Raw genomic sequence first — 16,892 nt, 5'->3', positions numbered from 1 at the left:
ATCATTGTTCACAAAATCTTTACATAAATAAGTCTATGGACCTATAGCTATATTGGTTATTTTCGGGTACACTAGTATTAACAAATTGATTAGGAGTGATCGAAATGAAACAATCTCAGGAAAAAATGAAAAATGTTGTCACTCTGCTTTCTTCACTTGGTGTTAATATCTCAAAAACAAAATCACGACTTGAAGTTATGCGTACGTTACCACATGTAGCACCCGCAAAATTAAAATAATATACATATGAGATGACATTCGAATTTAGAGTGTCTTTTTTTGTTGTTTAAATTAAAAACTCTTTATCCATCCAATATTGGTTGATAAAGAGTTTTATTATGTGGATATTGATTATCTCACTTGCTTATACTTTTTAATTTGTTCGGCATCAGAGTGATAAAAGATAGATAATGCAACACCTATCCCACACATCAATGCCCAAAGCGCACTACCACCATAGCTAATGAATGGTAATGGGATACCCGTAATTGGCACAACCTGAATCGTCATGCCGATATTTTGAAATACATGGAAGATAATCATACTGATTAATCCAACTAAAAATATAGATGCGAATTGATTTGTGGATACTTGTGCCATACGAATTAAATGTGTAAATAATGCCAGGAATAATACGAGTACGATTACAGTACCAATAAACCCAAATTCTTCACCGATAACTGAAAAGATGAAATCGGTATGATTCTCAGGAATGTAAACTTCTCCGCCTTTAAATCCTTTACCGAATAATCCACCAGATCCGATAGCTTTTAATGACTCCATCAAGTGGAATCCTTCACCGTCACTATACTGTGCCGGATTTAGCCATGAGTTGATTCGGCCAAGCTGATACGTCTTAATGCCGAGTACTTTATCGATAAGTTCAGGTTTATAGATGATTGCAAGTATAAGCGTGGCACCAATTGCTGTAAGCCCAATTAAAAATGGTGCAAGGATACGCCAGGTTACTCCTGAGACCACAGTAATTCCTAAAATAATCGCCAGTAACACAAGTGTTGTACCTAAGTCATTTTGTAACAAGATTAATATCATTGGAATAATCGCAGTTAAGCCAATCTTCATCAGTAAAATGATATCTGTCTGAAAAGATTTGTAATATGTGAAACGATTGTGATCGTATACAACCTTACTTAATGTCAGGATTAAGATAATCTTCATAAATTCAGAAGGTTGTAAGCTGAGTCGTCCAAAGAATACATACCAGCTTTTTGCACCGTTAATCGTTGGTGTCAAAGAAGATTCAGGTAGTATCAGTAAGCCGAGCAGGGCCAGATTACCTAAAAAATAAAGTACGAAAACCCATTTATTAATCAGTTTCGGTTTAATAAGCATAATACTGAATGCGAGAATAAATCCGAGAATATAATAGAATACTTGACGTTCAGCAAAGTTCGTACCATATTGCTGACCATCCATTGCAGATGTGATTACAGTTAAACTAACAGTAAAAAAACATAATATAAGAATAATGAGCCACCAATCGATTTTTTCAATCCATGGGCGCTTAATTTTGGTGCGTGTTGTATTACTTGATTGAGCCATGGCCAAACTCCTACTCTAAATAAATTATAGTCATTATTATACATAAATAAGCTGAAACATTATAGGAATAAATGTTTCTTTTATGAATGATTTACGCCTTTCGATAAAAAACATGCATATCATCATATATCGTGATAGTATTATTATATTAATATTCTGGAGGAATTAACATGTCTAAACAAAATATATGTATCGTCTATGGCGGTAAAAGTGCTGAGCATGAGGTTTCTATCTTAACGGCACAATCAGTAATCAACGCTATGGACAAAGCAACATATGCGATAGATACAATTTATATAACAAACGAAGGTGAATGGATTAAAGGTCCACAAATCACTGAACGTATTGAAGATAGCGAAACTTTAAGATTATCATCATCAAATGATGACTCTATTATGCATCTATTAACAGCATCTACTGAAGGTAAATCTTATGATGCCATTTTCCCATTACTTCACGGACCTAATGGTGAAGACGGCACAATACAAGGATTATTCGAAGTATTAGATTTACCGTATGTGGGTAATGGAGTATTAGCTGCTGCAAGTTCTATGGATAAATTAGTGATGAAGCAACTATTTGCAAATCGCGGGTTACCACAATTACCATATGTAAGTTTTTTACGTAGTGAATATGAGACTTATAAGCATAATATTTTAGAGCTTGTTAATAATAAATTAGAGTATCCGGTATTTGTTAAACCTGCGAACTTAGGATCATCTGTCGGCATTTCAAAATGTACGAATCGTGAAGAGTTAATTCAAGGCATTGAAGAAGCGCTACAGTTTGATCGTAAACTTGTAGTAGAACAAGGTGTCGTTGCGCGTGAAATTGAAGTTGCGGTATTAGGGAATGATAATCCTAAAACGACATTACCTGGAGAAGTTGTCAAAGATGTAGATTTTTATGATTATAAATCAAAGTATAAAGACGGGAAAGTTCAGTTAGAAATTCCAGCTGATATTCCTTCAGAAATTCAGGAAACAATGCGTAATATGGCTGTTGAAGCTTTTAAAGCAACAGATTGTTCAGGTTTAGTTCGTGCAGACTTCTTCTTAACTGAAGACAATACGATTTACATCAATGAAACAAATGCGATGCCTGGTTTCACACAATTTAGTATGTATCCATTACTTTGGCAGAACATGGGTATGAGTTATAGTGAACTTATTACTGAACTGATTAATTTAGCAAAAGAACGTCATGCAGAAAAGAAAAAAATTAAATACAAAATGGACTGATTAAGATGATAAGAAGAAATTTACAATGGATTGCAGAACAAACGAATGGCACGTTAAAAGGGAATCATGATGTGATGATTGATGGTGTATCGATTGATTCAAGACATATTAATGAGGATGTATTGTTTATCCCTTTTAAAGGTGAACATGTTGATGGCCATCAATATGTGGCGCAAGCAATTGAAAGTGGTGCTGCAGCTGCTTTATGGCAAAGCGATGCGCCAAATATGCCTGAAGGTTTGCCGCTAGTTGTGGTCGATGATACTTTAAGCGCATTACAGGCAATCGGTAAAGCTTATTTAGAAGAAGTAAATCCGAAAGTTATTGCGATTACAGGCAGTAACGGTAAGACCTCTACAAAAGATATGGTAGAAGTTGTTTTAGCACCGAATTTTAAAGTTAAGAAGACGCAGGGGAACTACAATAATGAAATCGGTCTACCGATTACGTTATGTCAATTAGATGAAGACACAGAAATTTCTATATTAGAGATGGGTATGTCAGGCTTTGGTGAGATTGCATTTTTATCAAATCTCGTACAACCTGATATTGCTGCAATTACTAATATCGGTGAAAGTCATATGCGTGACTTAGGGTCACGCGCTGGTATTGCACAAGCTAAGTTTGAAATTACTGAAGGATTAAAGGGGCCATTATTTTATGATGGCGATGAACCATTATTAAATGAGTTAGTAGATAAGACTAATGGTGACTTTAAAAGTATCGGCTTTAATCAGGATAATGATTTTTACATTCATGACTTACAAGCATCTGAAAGAAGTATTGCTTTTAAAGTGGGAGCAGCGCAATTTAGTATTCCGACACTTGGGGCACATAATGCACGTAACGCTACGATTGCAATCGCAATTGGTCGATTACTTGGATTAAGTGACGCAGTAATAAATAATAATTTAGGACATCTGCATTTAACAAATATGCGCATGGAACAAATTATTGGCCAGAATAAATCCCGTTTAATCAATGACGCGTATAATGCAAGTCCGACGAGCATGCGTGCTTCTATTGATACGTTATCAATCATGGATGTTCCGACGAAGATTATCGTGTTTAGTGATGTGTTAGAACTCGGTCCTGATTCAAAAATGTATCATGAAGCAGTAGGTGGTTATTTCGAAAATAAATCAATTGATCATTTATTTACTGTCGGCACTGAGGCGAAATACATCCATGATAAAGCACAAGATTTCACGAATGCTATGCATTTTGAAACGAAAGAAGCACTTGAAGAAGCACTTATACCATATTTAAATCCAGAAACGGTTATACTATTTAAAGCAAGCCGCGGCATGGCGCTTGAAACGATTATTAATCATCTTATTTAAATGATTGTGGGATAAATAACGTAATAAATAAAATAAATAAAAAATATTTCCGGTTCATATAAAATGAATGACTGTATAGCTTACAGTCATTTTTTTGATATTTTTAAACTTGTATTTACAATTGTATTGATTGTAAAAATATACGATAGGTGCTAAGATAGAGAAGTTGAATAGGTAAGAGAGTGGAAAATTACTCTGTGCCATGAGGACAAGTCGAATGCGCACACTATAGAGGCGTAATTTATGAAAGATAAAAGGAGAAATAATATTGCAAAAATTTAGAGACCTAGGTATCAGCGAACCTACCATAAATGCGCTGGAGAAAATGGGATTTACAGAACCTACACCGATTCAAACGGATAGTATCCCTCATACGATGGCAGGCCGTGACGTATTAGGCCAAGCGCAAACTGGTACTGGTAAAACTGGTGCTTTTGGAATTCCTTTAATTGAAAAAGTTAGAGGCCAAGAGGGGATCAAAAGTTTAATTCTTGCTCCTACACGTGAATTAGCTGTCCAGGTTGCTGAACAATTAAAAGCATTTAGTCGTGGACAAGGAATTCAAGTAGCGACAGTATTCGGTGGAATGCCGATTGACCGTCAAATTAGAGAATTAAAAAAGAAACCCCAAATCGTAGTTGGGACACCTGGTCGTGTAATCGATCATTTAAACCGTCGTACGTTAAAAACTGAAGACATCAATACGTTAATCTTAGATGAAGCGGATGAAATGATGAATATGGGATTCATCGATGATATGCGTTTTATCATGGATAAATTACCGAAAGAACAACGTCAAACAATGTTATTCTCTGCAACAATGCCGAGAGCCATTCAAGAGTTAGTTCAAAAGTTCATGAAAGATCCTATCATTGTTAAGACAATGACAAACGTTGATTCAAACCCTGATATCGACGAGCATTACACAATCGTTAAAGAATTAGAGAAGTTTGATACATTCACGAATTTCTTAGATGTTCATCAACCTGAACTTGCAATCGTATTCGGACGTACGAAACGTCGTGTAGATGAGTTAACAAGTGCGTTAATCTCTAAAGGATACCGTGCAGAAGGTTTACATGGTGACATCACTCAAGCGAAACGTTTAGAAGTACTTAAGAAATTTAAAAATGACCAAATTGACATCCTTGTTGCAACAGACGTTGCTGCACGTGGATTAGATATTTCTGGCGTATCACACGTTTATAACTTTGATATTCCTCAAGATGTTGAAAGTTATACACACCGTATCGGTCGTACTGGCCGTGCCGGTAAACATGGTATGGCGATTTCATTCGTTAACCCAGTTGAAATGGATTACATCCGTCAAATTGAAAAGTCTAAAAACCGTACAATGACGGCTTTACGTCCACCAACACCTGGTGAAGTAATGAAAGCCCGTGAATTAGATGTTAAGACGAAAGTTAAAGGATGGGTTGAAAAAGATACTGAAGCACGTATCGAGTCAATCGCTCAGGAATTAATTAACGAACATGGTGATGTGAAATTAGTAGCATCATTATTACAAGAATTAATTAAATCTAATAACGATGTGGATGTACAATTAACATTCGAAAAACCACTTGGCCGTAAAGGCGGAAGCGGTAAATCTTATGGCCGTGGCCGCGGTGGAAACAGCGGACGTCCAGGCGGATCTCGCAGTCGTTCTAAAGATGGTGGTAAAGATAACCGTCGTAAATCATTTGATCGTTCTGGTAAAGCAGGTGCTTCAAAAGGCGGAAAAAAACCTTTTAAAGCAAGAACATTTGCAGACCATAAAAAATAAATAGTTATTTTAGACACCTTGAATTAATCGAAGAGATTAGTTTGAGGTGTTTTTTGTTTTTTTTGGGGGGGATGAGTGAGTAAGTGTCTTCAAAATGAATCTGCCGCCACTTCCGTGTAGAAAACCAGAAGTGAGTGAGAGTAAGTGTCTTCAAAATGAATCTGCCGCCACTTCCGTGTAGAAAACCAGAAGTGAGCGTGAGTAAGTGTCTTCAAAATGAATTTGCCGCCACTTCCGTGTAGAAAACCAGAAGTGAGTGAGAGTAAGTGTCTTCAAAATGAATCTGCCGCCACTTTCGTGTAGAAAACCAGAAGTGAGCGTGAGTAAGTGTCTTCAAAATGAATTTGCCGCCACTTCCGCAAACGAAACCAGAAACAAGCGTGAGTAAGTGTCTTCAAATCGAATTTGCCGCCACTTCCGCAAACGAAACCAGAAACAAGCGTGAGTAAGTGTCTTCAAAATGAATCTCACGCCACTTCCGCACAAAAAAACAGAGACAAACTTCACATATAATACTCACCTTATGAAAATCTTATGTTCTTTGTTATAATTTACATAAATGGAGGCGATTGAATTGTATTTTGAACCGTTACCACATGCACAACCTGCAAATACTCCTAAATACAGACGTATTAAATGGAGCATCTATACATTACTCACTTTAGCCATCTGTACGGGATTATATTTTGGTATCAATTGGTTGTATGAATGGCGTTATACATACTTGATATTCTTATTGATGCTGATACCCATCTATATTCTTTCACTCGGTATTTTTTTAAGTTATAAATACACACGTTATCAGCTCAATCAGGCTACACTTGAAATGAATAGTGGTGCTTTTTTCATGAGTAGAAAGATTGTACCACTAGACTTGATGCAGTCAGTAAAGATTGAACAAGGATTTATCATGAAAAAATTTAATCTTGCAGTTGTTACTGTCTATACACGTGGAGATATGGTTGTTCTACCTTATATGGAAACAAAAGAAGCTGAAGCGTTAGCGGAACGTATTATTGCAAGAATTAAGGAGATTCATCATGGACGCAACTAAAAAATCACTTCATTATTCTACGTATCTATCTAATCTGCTTAAATCTTTAAAAAGTAATATCTTTCCGATAGGTTTTGGGTTGTTCTTAATCATCAAAGATGGTTTCTCTAAAGAGGCACTACTTGATAATGGCTTTGCTATCTTGATCTTATTATTTACTTTATTGAGTGCAATATTTAGCATGATTGAAGCAAAGATAACAAAATACTGGATTGAAGATGATAAATTAATGCTTCAAAAGGGTATTATCAGTCGTACAATAAAAGAAATATATATCGGTAAAATTCAGACGATGGATACTTCTGCAGGGATTGCGAATCAATTGCTTGGTGGTGTCATCATGCATATTAAAACAGCGGGTGACGGGATTGAATTGAATAGTATCGGAAAGAATGATGCTCAAGCTTTAAGTGATTATATTAATCAGCGAAAATTTCAATTGCAACAGGGTGCCGTTGTACAAGATAGTCTAATAGGAAATCATGAAGAAGAGGATATAATTAAATACGACGAAAAGTCTTATGAAACGATTTATCAATTATCTTTTATGGATTTAATTTTGATGAGTTCAACAAGTGCATCGATGTTTACGGTCATTGCGGTTGTGAGTGCGATTTATTCTCAGGTGAATGATATTTTTAATTTGGATAGATATTTGGATAAATTGGAAAGTATCGTTGGAGAAAGTTATATGATGGTAGGTATTATCATTCTAGTGGCACTGTTATTTAGCTATATTATCGGGGTATTTATTACTGCGCTGAAATATCATCAGTATACTGTGAAGTTTGACGGTGAGTTAATCAACATTAAATATGGTTTATTCGAACGAAAAAATAAATACATCGCAGTAAAAAATATTCAGAAAGTCACAGAAAAACAAAGTTATCTTAGAAAGTTATTGAATAAAACATCATTTGTCGTTACTACAACGAGTGAAATGAAAGGTTCAGAAGACAGCATTTTAGGTGATGAAGAAGTATTACCATTTATTAATCGTGATGAGGCGTATCAATTGATTCAAAGACTCGTTCCGAAGTATCAATTTGATGAAGTAAACAAAGTTATTCCAAAGCGCAGTATCCGCAGATACTTCCAGGTTTCCTGGGTAATATTATTAATTGTTGGTGGTATCGTTCAGTATTACTGGTTTGAATATACATGGTTGATTGTTATTCTGCTGATGGTGTTAACCCTTATCACAGCAATCATCAAATATAAAAATTCAGGCTATATTATTTTAGATGATCAGATTAATGTGCGTAATGGTGGTGTATTTGTAATGCAAACTTCTTTTATTAAAGAAGAGAACATTATCGGGTTAGACGTATCATCCACACCATTTATGAATCGTGCAGATTTGAGAAGTGTCGGTTTAGGCATTTCATCAGGAAGTAACAGCATACAATGTCGTTTAGATTATATCGAACAAGTTGATGCTGCAAACATCTATGATTGGTTCTTGTTAAAGGAGCGACGTCAATATGAATAAGATGCATAGAGATAGCTTAAAACTAATGAAGATTGGTGCGTGTTTAACAGCGAGTGTCTTTTTAATCGTCTTAGCAGTATTATGGTTTATTCAGTTTAAAGATTTTATTCCAGTTCATCCATATGTATTTATCGGAATAGCATTAATCGGATTGATAATCTTTGTTCTGGATTTCTTTGTATTTCCTAAACTGACTTATGAAACATCACTGTTTCAATTAGGTGAAGAAGAAATCACAACGTTAAACGGTATCTGGAATAAAGAAAAAATAATTGTGCCTTATGTAACGATTCAAAATGTTGAAATGGAACAAGGCCCTATCATGAAGCGTTTTAATATTAAGTCATTAAAGGTTATTACAGCTGAAAATGATATGGAAATACCTTATGTCCATGAACATGAAGCCGAAACATTAAAAGCATATATCCATCAAAAAATGAATAACATCGATGTAAGGAGCAGTCATGATTAAAGGTATTGGAACAGATATTATTGAATTAGAGCGCATTCGTAAATCACTTGAAAATAAAAAGATGATTGACCGTATTTTGCATCCGAAAGAAATCGAACTGTATGATCGTTTTGAAAGTGAAAAACGTAAGGTTGCATTTTTTGCGGGCAGGTTCTGTGTTAAGGAAGCCTATAGTAAAGCATTAGGCACAGGCATTGGGCAACTTAGATTTAATCAAATCTGTTGTTTAAATGATGATAATGGAAAGCCTTATATTGTAGGTAGTGATGCACATGTGAGCATCGCACATTCGGAAACTGTAGCAACAGCTTATGTAGTGATAGAGGAATAATGGATTATTCCAAAAAGTATGATAAAATTTGAGTATTAAATGATGGGGTGAGAGAGATGAGTGACAGGATATATAGACCGAGTTTCGTCAATGTTGATCTTGATGCGATCAATGAAAACTTTAAAGCTGTAGGTAGATTACATCCTAATAAGACAGTTATCGCAGTAGTTAAAGCAAATGGATATGGGCTAGGGTCAGTACAAATTGCGACACACCTTTATAATCAAGGTGCTGAATTTTTTGCGGTTGCAACGCTTGATGAAGCAATCGAATTAAGAATGCACGGTATTAAAGCTAAAATTTTAGTGTTAGGTATTATTGAACCAAAAGATATACATAAAGCAAGTCAACATAGATTAGCGTTAACTGTGCCAGGATTATCCTGGTTAGAAGAGGCACTTCGGTTACTGGACGAAGACGACAAACCATTCTGGGTTCATTTAAAGGTGGATACTGGAATGGGTCGCATTGGCATGCGTGATAAGGAGGAATATCAACAAGTTGTTGATCTTGTTCAAGCGCACGATAAAACAATCTTTGAAGGTGTATATACGCATTTTAGTTGTGCGGACGAAGATAATGACAGTGCGTCAGTTGCATACAATAAATTTATAGATATCGTTCATTCAAACGAACTGCCATCATATATTCATTGTCAAAATAGTGCAGCCGCTTTACGTTTTGATGCTTCAGCATGTACAGCTTTACGCTTAGGTATTAGCTTATATGGGTACTATCCTTCTGAGTATATTCAGAGTATTTCTAAACTTAAATTAAAGCCGGCGATGCAGCTTGTTTCAACAGTGAATTTCGTTAAAGATATACAGCCTGGTGATACTGTTAGTTATGGTGCGACGTATACTGCTGAACATGAAGAAACGGTTGCGACATTCCCATTAGGTTATGCGGATGGCTTAAATCGAAAGTTGCAAGGTTATAAAATTAATCTTGCAGGAACTGATGCTGAAATTATCGGGCGTATATGTATGGATCAGTTTATCGCACGTGTACCTAAAGGAACACCTGTTGGCACACAAGCGATTATTATCGATCATCATACGGATAGCAAGCAATCTATTGAACAGGTGGCAGCGCAACTCGGGACGATTAGTTATGAAGTATTGACAAGTTTAAGTAGAAGATTACCGAAATTTTATAATACTGACGGTTCGGTCGAAAAATATAATGAATTATTAAAATAAAAATGGTACGGCCACAAATTTTTTGATAAAATTATGTTAATCGTGTAACTGGAGGAGAAAAGATGAGTAAACTACAAGAACAACAGTTGATTGAAGGTTATCAATCAATGGCTGAAATTAACCTGTTAATTGCTTCAGAACATTATCTCCTTGAATGTGAAGTGTATGATAATGTGGATCATATGTCAGTACAAACTGATGGTGAATAAATGAAACGCGGCGATGTTTATTTAGCTGATTTGTCACCTGTTAAAGGTTCAGAGCAAGGCGGTAAACGACCTGTAGTAATCATTCAAAATGATATAGGAAATAAATATAGTCCGACGGTTATAGTTGCAGCAATTACTGCAAAAATCAATAAATCAAAAATCCCAACCCACGTAGAGATTGGTAAGACCAATCATCATCTAGATAAAGATTCTGTGATATTATTAGAACAAATAAGAACAATTGATAAAAATCGACTTATTGAAAAATTGACTTACCTGCCAAAAGAGAAGATGGAGGAAGTTGATGCAGCACTAGCAATTAGTCTTAATTTATCTATTGATGACTCGGAGACTTTAGGCTAACATAAGTTATCTTAAAGTCTCTTTTAAGGTTTATAGGGAGGAAAGTTGGATGCGTCAAATTGACAAGATTGTTGAACGATATACTCAAATTCTTAAACAATATATCGAGCATAAAGAAGAAACAGCATTAGAAGATGTTCAGACATTGAGCTTTGAAGCGATCGAACTTGATATCTCGCCTGAAGAAATCGTGATACTTCATAAAGATATCGTCGTTGAATCCGGTTATAACGCGATTGAACAGCATTATGCGATGGACGTACTAACAGAGATGATTATCGGGTTTGGATTTTCATATCGAGATTATAAAGCGCTCGTTAGAGTGATGGAAGCGCATGATAAAGAAATGGATTTAGCGGCGAGCTTACAAACGACGATGTTAAAAACGCAAATTCCACATCTTAATAATGTTCAGATTGGTGCTATTAGTGTGCCTGCACATCGCGTAAATGGGGATTATTTTAACTTAATCGATCATAAAGATGGTACGATGAGCTTTGCTGTTGCTGATGTCATCGGGAAAGGAATTCCGGCAGCACTTGCGATGAGTATGATCAAGTTCGGTATGGACTCATATGGACACAGTCAGTTGCCAAGTGATGGATTAAAGCGATTAAATCGCGTAGTCGAAAAGAATGTAAACCAAAACATGTTCGTTACAATGTTCTACGGTTTATATGAAGAAATTAACAATAAATTCTATTATGCATCTGCTGGACATGAGCCGGGGTACGTTTATCGTAAAAAAAGTGATTCTTTTGAAGAACTGGATGCACGTGGTTTAGTACTTGGTGTACATCCATCAACGCGATATGATCAGGAAGAGCTGGAGCTGGAGATTGGTGATATGGTCATTGTCTATACGGATGGTGTATCTGAAATACGTCATCTGAATGGTGATTTTATCACGACTAAAGAACTCTTAGGTTTCATTTATCAATACAAAGATTTACATCCGCAAGATATCGTTCAAGTCGTCTATGAACAACTGATTGCGATAGGTGATCCTAAAAAAAGAGATGATTTAACGATATTAATTATAAAAAGAACAAAATAATATGTTTATATCCTCAAGTTGGGGGTATTCATATTTATACTATAATATTTTAAGTATTTATAAATTTTATGATTTTAAGGAGAATATTCATGAACTTAACTATCGATACGATTGAACAAGAAGGTTTTTATCAGATTTATGTCGCAGGAGAGTTAGATGTTGCAACTGTGCCACAATTACAAGAAGTATTAGTCCCTATCAGAAGTGCAGGAACACATGATATTCATTTACATATTGATGAAGTTACATATATGGATAGTACTGGCTTAGGCTTATTTGTCGGTACATTAAAAGAACTCAATAAAAACAATAAAGAGTTATATGTATTAGGTGTAAATAGTCGTATAGAGCGATTATTTGATATTACAGGATTAAAAGATCTTATGCATGTTAACCAGCCGGTGGAGGGAGAATAATATGGAAAAAACATATGATTATGTCGAAATGAGATTTCCTGCAGCCGCTGAGTACGTGGGCTTAGTACGATTAACATTATCAGGTATCTTAAATAGAGCTGGTGCTTCATACGATGATATCGAAGACACTAAGATTGCTGTCAGTGAAGCAGTTACCAATGCAGTGAAACATGCCTACAAAGGTGATGTTAAAGGTGATGTATTAGTTGGATATGTCATTTTTGAAGACAAAGTAGAAGTAATCGTTTCTGATTCTGGTACAAGCTTTGATTATGAACGTGCTAAATCAGAATTAGGACCTTATCAGGAAAATGAAAATATCGATTTTATTCGTGAAGGTGGATTAGGGTTATTCTTAATCGAATCATTAATGGATGAAGTAAACGTTAAGAAAGATAGCGGTGTTACAATTAGTATGACAAAGTATATTGCGGGGGAGTAGGTGTAACTTCATGACCAGTTCTAATTATAATGATGTTACTCCAGAAGAGATAAATGCTTGGATAAAGCTTTATCAAGATACTAAAGATGAAATGGCTCAAAACGAACTTGTTATGCATTATAAGAAGTTAGTTGAATCATTAGCATATCGCTATTCAAAAGGTCAAAGTCATCATGAAGACTTAGTACAGGTTGGTATGGTCGGCTTACTTGGTGCCATTAACCGATTTGATGTAAGTTTTGACCGTAAATTTGAAGCGTTTTTAGTGCCGACAGTCATTGGAGAAATCAAACGATATTTAAGAGATAAAACGTGGAGTGTGCACGTACCGAGACGTATCAAAGAAATCGGGCCAAAGATAAAGAAAGCGACAGATGAGTTAACAAATGAACTCGGCCGTTCTCCTAAAATTAAAGAAATTGCTGATTATATTGAAGCATCTGAAGAAGAAGTACTGGAAGCGATGGAGATGGGTCAAAGTTATAATGCACTGAGTGTCGATCATTCTATCGAAGCTGATAAAGATGGCTCAACGGTGACATTACTTGATGTAATGGGTGATACTGAAGAAGGTTATGAATTAACTGAAAAGCGTATGATTTTAGAAAAAGTATTGCCGATTTTGTCTGATCGTGAAAAAGAAATTATTCAATGCACATTTATAGAAGGTTTAAGCCAAAAAGAAACAGGCGAGAAAATCGGATTAAGTCAAATGCATGTTTCAAGGTTACAACGTACAGCGATTAAAAAGTTACGCGATGCTGTTCAAAAAAGTTAAATTATAACTGCTGAAAACAAGCGACTGTTTTCAGCAGTTTTTCTATTGTGGTAAAATATACGTATCTTAAGGAGGCAGCTATGCAAAAACATATTATTGATTTAATTATTGAAAAATTACCATTTAAAAAAGAACAGATTGAATCTGTATTGAACCTTTTAGAAGAAAAGAATACAGTGCCATTTATCGCACGTTACCGTAAAGAAGTAACAGGTGGATTAGATGAAGTTGAAATTAAAGATATTGAAACTGAATATCGCTATATGGAAACACTACAGAAAAGAAAAGATGATGTTATCCGAACAATTGAAGCACAAGGTTTGCTTACAGATGAATTACGTCAGGAAATCATGGAGCAGGTGAAGCTTCAACGTGTAGAAGACTTATATCGTCCGTTTAAACAAAAGAAGAAGACACGTGCTACAGAAGCGAAGCGTAAAGGTCTTGAGCCTTTGGCACAGATGATCCTTTCTTTTGAAGGGAAAGATATTGTAAGTGAGGCACGAAACTTTATAAATGAAGAGGTTGAAGATGTTGAAGCTGCAATCAATGGTGCGATTGATATTATTGCTGAAATTATTTCAGATGAGCCGAAGTATCGAGAATACATATTAAAGTTTGTAGAGACAAATGGTCTGATTGTAACTACTAAGAAGAAAAAAGCCGAAGATGAAAAAGCAGTATTTGAAATGTATTATGACTACTCAGAAAAAGTGAATAAGATTGTACCGCATCGTACACTCGCGATTAACCGTGGTGAAAAAGAAGGTGTACTAAAAGTAGGTGTAAATGTCGACGATACACGTATAAAAACATATATCCGCAAACAGATGGTAAAAAAAGAAGTCGATTCAAATCAATATATTGAGCTGGCAATTGAAGAAGCATTAAAGCGTTTAATATTACCATCTATTGAACGTGAAATTCGTAATGAACTAACTGAAAAAGCTGAAACACAGGCAATTGATATTTTCTCTGTTAACTTGGAGAATCTTTTATTACAAGCACCACTTAAAGGTAAAGTCATTCTTGGTCTAGATCCAGCTTACAGAACGGGATGTAAATTAGCAGTAATCAATGCGTTTGGTACATTTGTTGAAAAAGCAGTTATCTATCCACATCCGCCAGTAAGTAAAGTAGCAGAATCAAAGAAGAAGCTGCTTGAGTTAATTTCAAAGAACAATGTTGAATTAATCGCGATAGGTAACGGTACTGCAAGTCGTGAATCAGAACAATTTGTTGCAGCACTTATTAAAGAAAATAATTTAGATGTAAAATATATTATCGTGAATGAAGCGGGAGCATCAGTTTATTCTGCCAGTGATCTAGCACGTAAAGAGTTTCCTGATTTTCAGGTAGAAGAGAGAAGTGCGGTTTCAATCGGTCGCCGTGTACAGGATCCGTTATCAGAACTTGTGAAAATTGATCCAAAATCTATCGGTGTAGGCCAATACCAGCATGACGTTAACCAAAAAGCGTTAAATGAAGCTTTATCATTTGTTGTAGAAACTGCAGTGAATAAAGTTGGAGTCAATGTAAATACAGCATCAGCTCCGTTATTACAGTATGTTTCAGGATTATCTTCTACAGTCGCTGAGAATATCATTAAACATCGTGAAGAGAATGGACCTATTAAACATAATAAAGAAATTGCTAAGATTCCGAGGCTCGGTAAAAAGACGTTTGAACAAAGTATCGGATTTATGCGAATACCTGATGGTAGTGAACCGTTAGATAATACAGGTATACACCCTGAAAGTTATGATGCGACATATGCGTTAATCGAATCGATTGGTATGACAATTGATGATTTAGGTACCGATGCATTAAAAGAAAAACTGAATCAACTGAATCTGGAACAAACATCAGATAAACTTTCTATCGGTGTACCGACTTTAGAAGATATCATTGCAGCACTTATTGCACCTGGAAGAGATCCACGTGAAGATTTTGAAACACCGTTACTTAAGTCGGATGTTCTATCAATAGAAGATTTACGTAAAGGGATGAAATTATCAGGTACTGTACGTAACGTAGTAGACTTTGGTGCATTTGTAGATATTGGCGTGAAACAGGATGGTTTAGTGCACATTTCAAAATTATCAAATAAATTTGTTAAGCATCCTACAGATGTAGTGTCAGTCGGAGATATTGTCGATGTGTGGATTGAAGATATCTTTGAAGATAAAGGTAAAGTTGCATTAACAATGAAGGATCCAAATGCAAAATAGTGATTTACAGCAGCTAGTTGAACGTATCTCCATTGAATATTTTGATAAACCTTTTGAGCATCTTGCGACATTTAACAATCGCTTACGCACTACTGGTGGCAGATATTTATTGAACAGTCATAATATAGAGATTAATCCGAAGCAATATATTACTTTCGGTGAGAATGCGGTTGTTGATATTATTAAACATGAGCTCGTGCATTATCACTTACATATAGCAGGGAAAGGATATAAACATCGCGATAAAGACTTTAAAAATCTATCTGAAAAAGTTGGAGCGCCTAGATTTTGTGAGATGATTCCTTCTGTCAAAGGTTATAAATACACATATGCATGTAAAAAATGCGGACAGACTTACTTAAGAAAACGTAAAGTGAATACAGGGAAGTATAAATGTTCGAAGTGTTTGGGAGAAATCTCAATAACAAAAGTATGGTAAAGCGCAGCGTACCCATGGGTGCGCTGTTTTCATTTGTGTATTTTAGTGTCATTTATAATGCTTTTTTAAAGGATTGATAGGAAAGTTTACAATTCGAGAAGTTTTTTTATAAAAACTGTTGACTTTATTTCTGAATCATTATAAGATTAATTTCGTTGTTGAAAACACGGCCCCTTGGTCAAGCGGTTAAGACACCGCCCTTTCACGGCGGTAACACGGGTTCGAATCCCGTAGGGGTCACTTTTAATAAATTAACAATCTTAATAAAAGATTTAAGAAATTAAAAAAACTTTTAAAAAGTTGTTGACTTATTAATCAAAACATTATATACTTAATCTTGTCGTTAAAAGAGATAACGAGTGAGAACATGCCAACGCGCGATCGTGGCGGAACGGCAGACGCGCTAGGTTGAGGGCCTAGTTGGAGTATTCCAGTGGAGGTTCAAATCCTCTCGGTCGCACTTTACTTTTAAC

General features: G+C 35.5%; 18 protein-coding genes and 2 tRNA genes. 19 read left to right on the top strand and 1 reads right to left on the bottom strand.

Going from position 1 to position 16,892, the window contains the following annotated elements:
• Nucleotides 1–104 precede the first annotated feature (104 nt).
• Entirely contained in the window at nt 105–239 is a 135-nt protein-coding gene (locus KFV12_RS11570; RefSeq protein WP_165958643.1) for an Lmo0850 family protein, read from the top strand.
• Between the two features lie 112 nt (nt 240–351).
• On the opposite strand, the gene KFV12_RS11565 is transcribed toward KFV12_RS11570, so the two are convergent.
• The gene (locus tag KFV12_RS11565; RefSeq protein WP_111716720.1) at nt 352–1,563 is read right to left on the bottom strand and encodes an FtsW/RodA/SpoVE family cell cycle protein; all 1,212 of its coding nucleotides are present in this window, start codon (nt 1,561–1,563) and stop codon (nt 352–354) included.
• A gap of 170 nt (nt 1,564–1,733) precedes the next feature.
• On the opposite strand from KFV12_RS11565, the gene KFV12_RS11560 reads away from it, so the two are divergent.
• From KFV12_RS11560 to KFV12_RS11475, 18 genes are all read left to right on the top strand, one after another.
• On the top strand, nt 1,734–2,804 hold the full coding sequence (locus KFV12_RS11560; RefSeq protein ID WP_111716722.1) for a D-alanine--D-alanine ligase: 1,071 nt from the start codon (nt 1,734–1,736) through the stop codon (nt 2,802–2,804).
• A gap of 5 nt (nt 2,805–2,809) precedes the next feature.
• On the top strand, nt 2,810–4,147 hold the full coding sequence (locus KFV12_RS11555) for a UDP-N-acetylmuramoyl-tripeptide--D-alanyl-D-alanine ligase (protein WP_254256813.1): 1,338 nt from the start codon (nt 2,810–2,812) through the stop codon (nt 4,145–4,147).
• Nucleotides 4,148–4,415: 268 nt separating this feature from the next.
• Nucleotides 4,416–5,933 (top strand): degradosome RNA helicase CshA, encoded by a 1,518-nt coding sequence (gene cshA, locus KFV12_RS11550; protein WP_111716727.1) that lies wholly within the window; start codon nt 4,416–4,418, stop codon nt 5,931–5,933.
• Nucleotides 5,934–6,507: 574 nt separating this feature from the next.
• Nucleotides 6,508–6,987, top strand: coding sequence for a PH domain-containing protein (locus tag KFV12_RS11545; protein ID WP_170122537.1), 480 nt, complete (start codon nt 6,508–6,510; stop codon nt 6,985–6,987).
• Nucleotides 6,974–8,479 carry a PH domain-containing protein gene (locus tag KFV12_RS11540; RefSeq protein WP_239243284.1) on the top strand — a complete coding sequence of 502 codons (1,506 nt, stop codon included), beginning with the start codon at nt 6,974–6,976 and terminating at the stop codon, nt 8,477–8,479. Before KFV12_RS11545 ends, KFV12_RS11540 begins: the two co-directional genes overlap by 14 nt.
• Nucleotides 8,472–8,951, top strand: coding sequence for a PH domain-containing protein (locus KFV12_RS11535; RefSeq protein ID WP_111716733.1), 480 nt, complete (start codon nt 8,472–8,474; stop codon nt 8,949–8,951). Before KFV12_RS11540 ends, KFV12_RS11535 begins: the two co-directional genes overlap by 8 nt.
• Entirely contained in the window at nt 8,944–9,282 is a 339-nt protein-coding gene (gene acpS / locus KFV12_RS11530; RefSeq protein WP_111716735.1) for a holo-ACP synthase, read from the top strand. The genes KFV12_RS11535 and acpS overlap by 8 nt, the downstream gene beginning before the upstream one ends.
• 56 nt (nt 9,283–9,338) lie before the next feature.
• Nucleotides 9,339–10,484: an alanine racemase gene (gene alr / locus KFV12_RS11525; protein WP_254256812.1), complete on the top strand. Its 1,146-nt coding sequence runs from the start codon at nt 9,339–9,341 to the stop codon at nt 10,482–10,484.
• A 62-nt stretch (nt 10,485–10,546) separates the two neighbouring features.
• Nucleotides 10,547–10,693, top strand: a complete 147-nt coding sequence (locus tag KFV12_RS11520; protein WP_170122538.1) for a hypothetical protein — start codon at nt 10,547–10,549, stop codon at nt 10,691–10,693.
• On the top strand, nt 10,694–11,056 hold the full coding sequence (locus KFV12_RS11515) for a type II toxin-antitoxin system PemK/MazF family toxin (RefSeq protein WP_096078043.1): 363 nt from the start codon (nt 10,694–10,696) through the stop codon (nt 11,054–11,056). It abuts the gene before it with no gap.
• Nucleotides 11,057–11,114: 58 nt separating this feature from the next.
• Nucleotides 11,115–12,113 carry a SpoIIE family protein phosphatase gene (locus KFV12_RS11510; protein WP_372486733.1) on the top strand — a complete coding sequence of 333 codons (999 nt, stop codon included), beginning with the start codon at nt 11,115–11,117 and terminating at the stop codon, nt 12,111–12,113.
• A gap of 89 nt (nt 12,114–12,202) precedes the next feature.
• Nucleotides 12,203–12,529 (top strand): anti-sigma factor antagonist, encoded by a 327-nt coding sequence (locus tag KFV12_RS11505; protein ID WP_254256811.1) that lies wholly within the window; start codon nt 12,203–12,205, stop codon nt 12,527–12,529.
• Nucleotide 12,530: 1 nt separating this feature from the next.
• The gene (gene rsbW / locus KFV12_RS11500; protein WP_111716742.1) at nt 12,531–12,971 is read left to right on the top strand and encodes an anti-sigma B factor RsbW; all 441 of its coding nucleotides are present in this window, start codon (nt 12,531–12,533) and stop codon (nt 12,969–12,971) included.
• 10 nt (nt 12,972–12,981) lie between these two features.
• A complete protein-coding gene (gene sigB / locus KFV12_RS11495) occupies nt 12,982–13,749 on the top strand; it encodes an RNA polymerase sigma factor SigB (protein WP_099581373.1) in 768 nt (255 codons plus the stop codon).
• An 80-nt stretch (nt 13,750–13,829) separates the two neighbouring features.
• Nucleotides 13,830–15,980: a Tex family protein gene (locus KFV12_RS11490; RefSeq protein ID WP_111716744.1), complete on the top strand. Its 2,151-nt coding sequence runs from the start codon at nt 13,830–13,832 to the stop codon at nt 15,978–15,980.
• Nucleotides 15,970–16,419 carry a SprT family protein gene (locus KFV12_RS11485; protein ID WP_254256810.1) on the top strand — a complete coding sequence of 150 codons (450 nt, stop codon included), beginning with the start codon at nt 15,970–15,972 and terminating at the stop codon, nt 16,417–16,419. Before KFV12_RS11490 ends, KFV12_RS11485 begins: the two co-directional genes overlap by 11 nt.
• Before the next feature lie 168 nt (nt 16,420–16,587).
• Nucleotides 16,588–16,659: transfer RNA gene (locus tag KFV12_RS11480), tRNA-Glu, on the top strand.
• 137 nt (nt 16,660–16,796) lie between these two features.
• Nucleotides 16,797–16,879 (top strand) — tRNA-Leu (locus KFV12_RS11475).
• Nucleotides 16,880–16,892: the final 13 nt, after the last annotated feature.

The sequence above is a fragment of the Macrococcus epidermidis genome (assembly GCF_024205965.1).
Classification (GTDB): Bacteria; Bacillota; Bacilli; order Staphylococcales; family Staphylococcaceae; genus Macrococcoides; species Macrococcoides epidermidis.
Note: the sequence above shows the minus strand (reverse complement) of the source record. Positions and strands in the feature narration are given on the sequence as shown.

Bases quoted from the DNA above. Each gene is read 5' to 3' on its own strand.
- KFV12_RS11570 (WP_165958643.1), top strand. From the start codon at position 105: ATGAAACAATCTCAGGAAAAAATGAAAAATGTTGTCACTCTGCTTTCT.
- KFV12_RS11565 (WP_111716720.1), bottom strand. From the start codon at position 1,563: ATGGCTCAATCAAGTAATACAACACGCACCAAAATTAAGCGCCCATGG.
- KFV12_RS11560 (WP_111716722.1), top strand. From the start codon at position 1,734: ATGTCTAAACAAAATATATGTATCGTCTATGGCGGTAAAAGTGCTGAG.
- KFV12_RS11555 (WP_254256813.1), top strand. From the start codon at position 2,810: ATGATAAGAAGAAATTTACAATGGATTGCAGAACAAACGAATGGCACG.
- KFV12_RS11540 (WP_239243284.1), top strand. From the start codon at position 6,974: ATGGACGCAACTAAAAAATCACTTCATTATTCTACGTATCTATCTAAT.
- KFV12_RS11535 (WP_111716733.1), top strand. From the start codon at position 8,472: ATGAATAAGATGCATAGAGATAGCTTAAAACTAATGAAGATTGGTGCG.
- acpS (WP_111716735.1), top strand. From the start codon at position 8,944: ATGATTAAAGGTATTGGAACAGATATTATTGAATTAGAGCGCATTCGT.
- alr (WP_254256812.1), top strand. From the start codon at position 9,339: ATGAGTGACAGGATATATAGACCGAGTTTCGTCAATGTTGATCTTGAT.
- KFV12_RS11520 (WP_170122538.1), top strand. From the start codon at position 10,547: ATGAGTAAACTACAAGAACAACAGTTGATTGAAGGTTATCAATCAATG.
- KFV12_RS11515 (WP_096078043.1), top strand. From the start codon at position 10,694: ATGAAACGCGGCGATGTTTATTTAGCTGATTTGTCACCTGTTAAAGGT.
- KFV12_RS11505 (WP_254256811.1), top strand. From the start codon at position 12,203: ATGAACTTAACTATCGATACGATTGAACAAGAAGGTTTTTATCAGATT.
- rsbW (WP_111716742.1), top strand. From the start codon at position 12,531: ATGGAAAAAACATATGATTATGTCGAAATGAGATTTCCTGCAGCCGCT.
- sigB (WP_099581373.1), top strand. From the start codon at position 12,982: ATGACCAGTTCTAATTATAATGATGTTACTCCAGAAGAGATAAATGCT.
- KFV12_RS11490 (WP_111716744.1), top strand. From the start codon at position 13,830: ATGCAAAAACATATTATTGATTTAATTATTGAAAAATTACCATTTAAA.
- KFV12_RS11485 (WP_254256810.1), top strand. From the start codon at position 15,970: ATGCAAAATAGTGATTTACAGCAGCTAGTTGAACGTATCTCCATTGAA.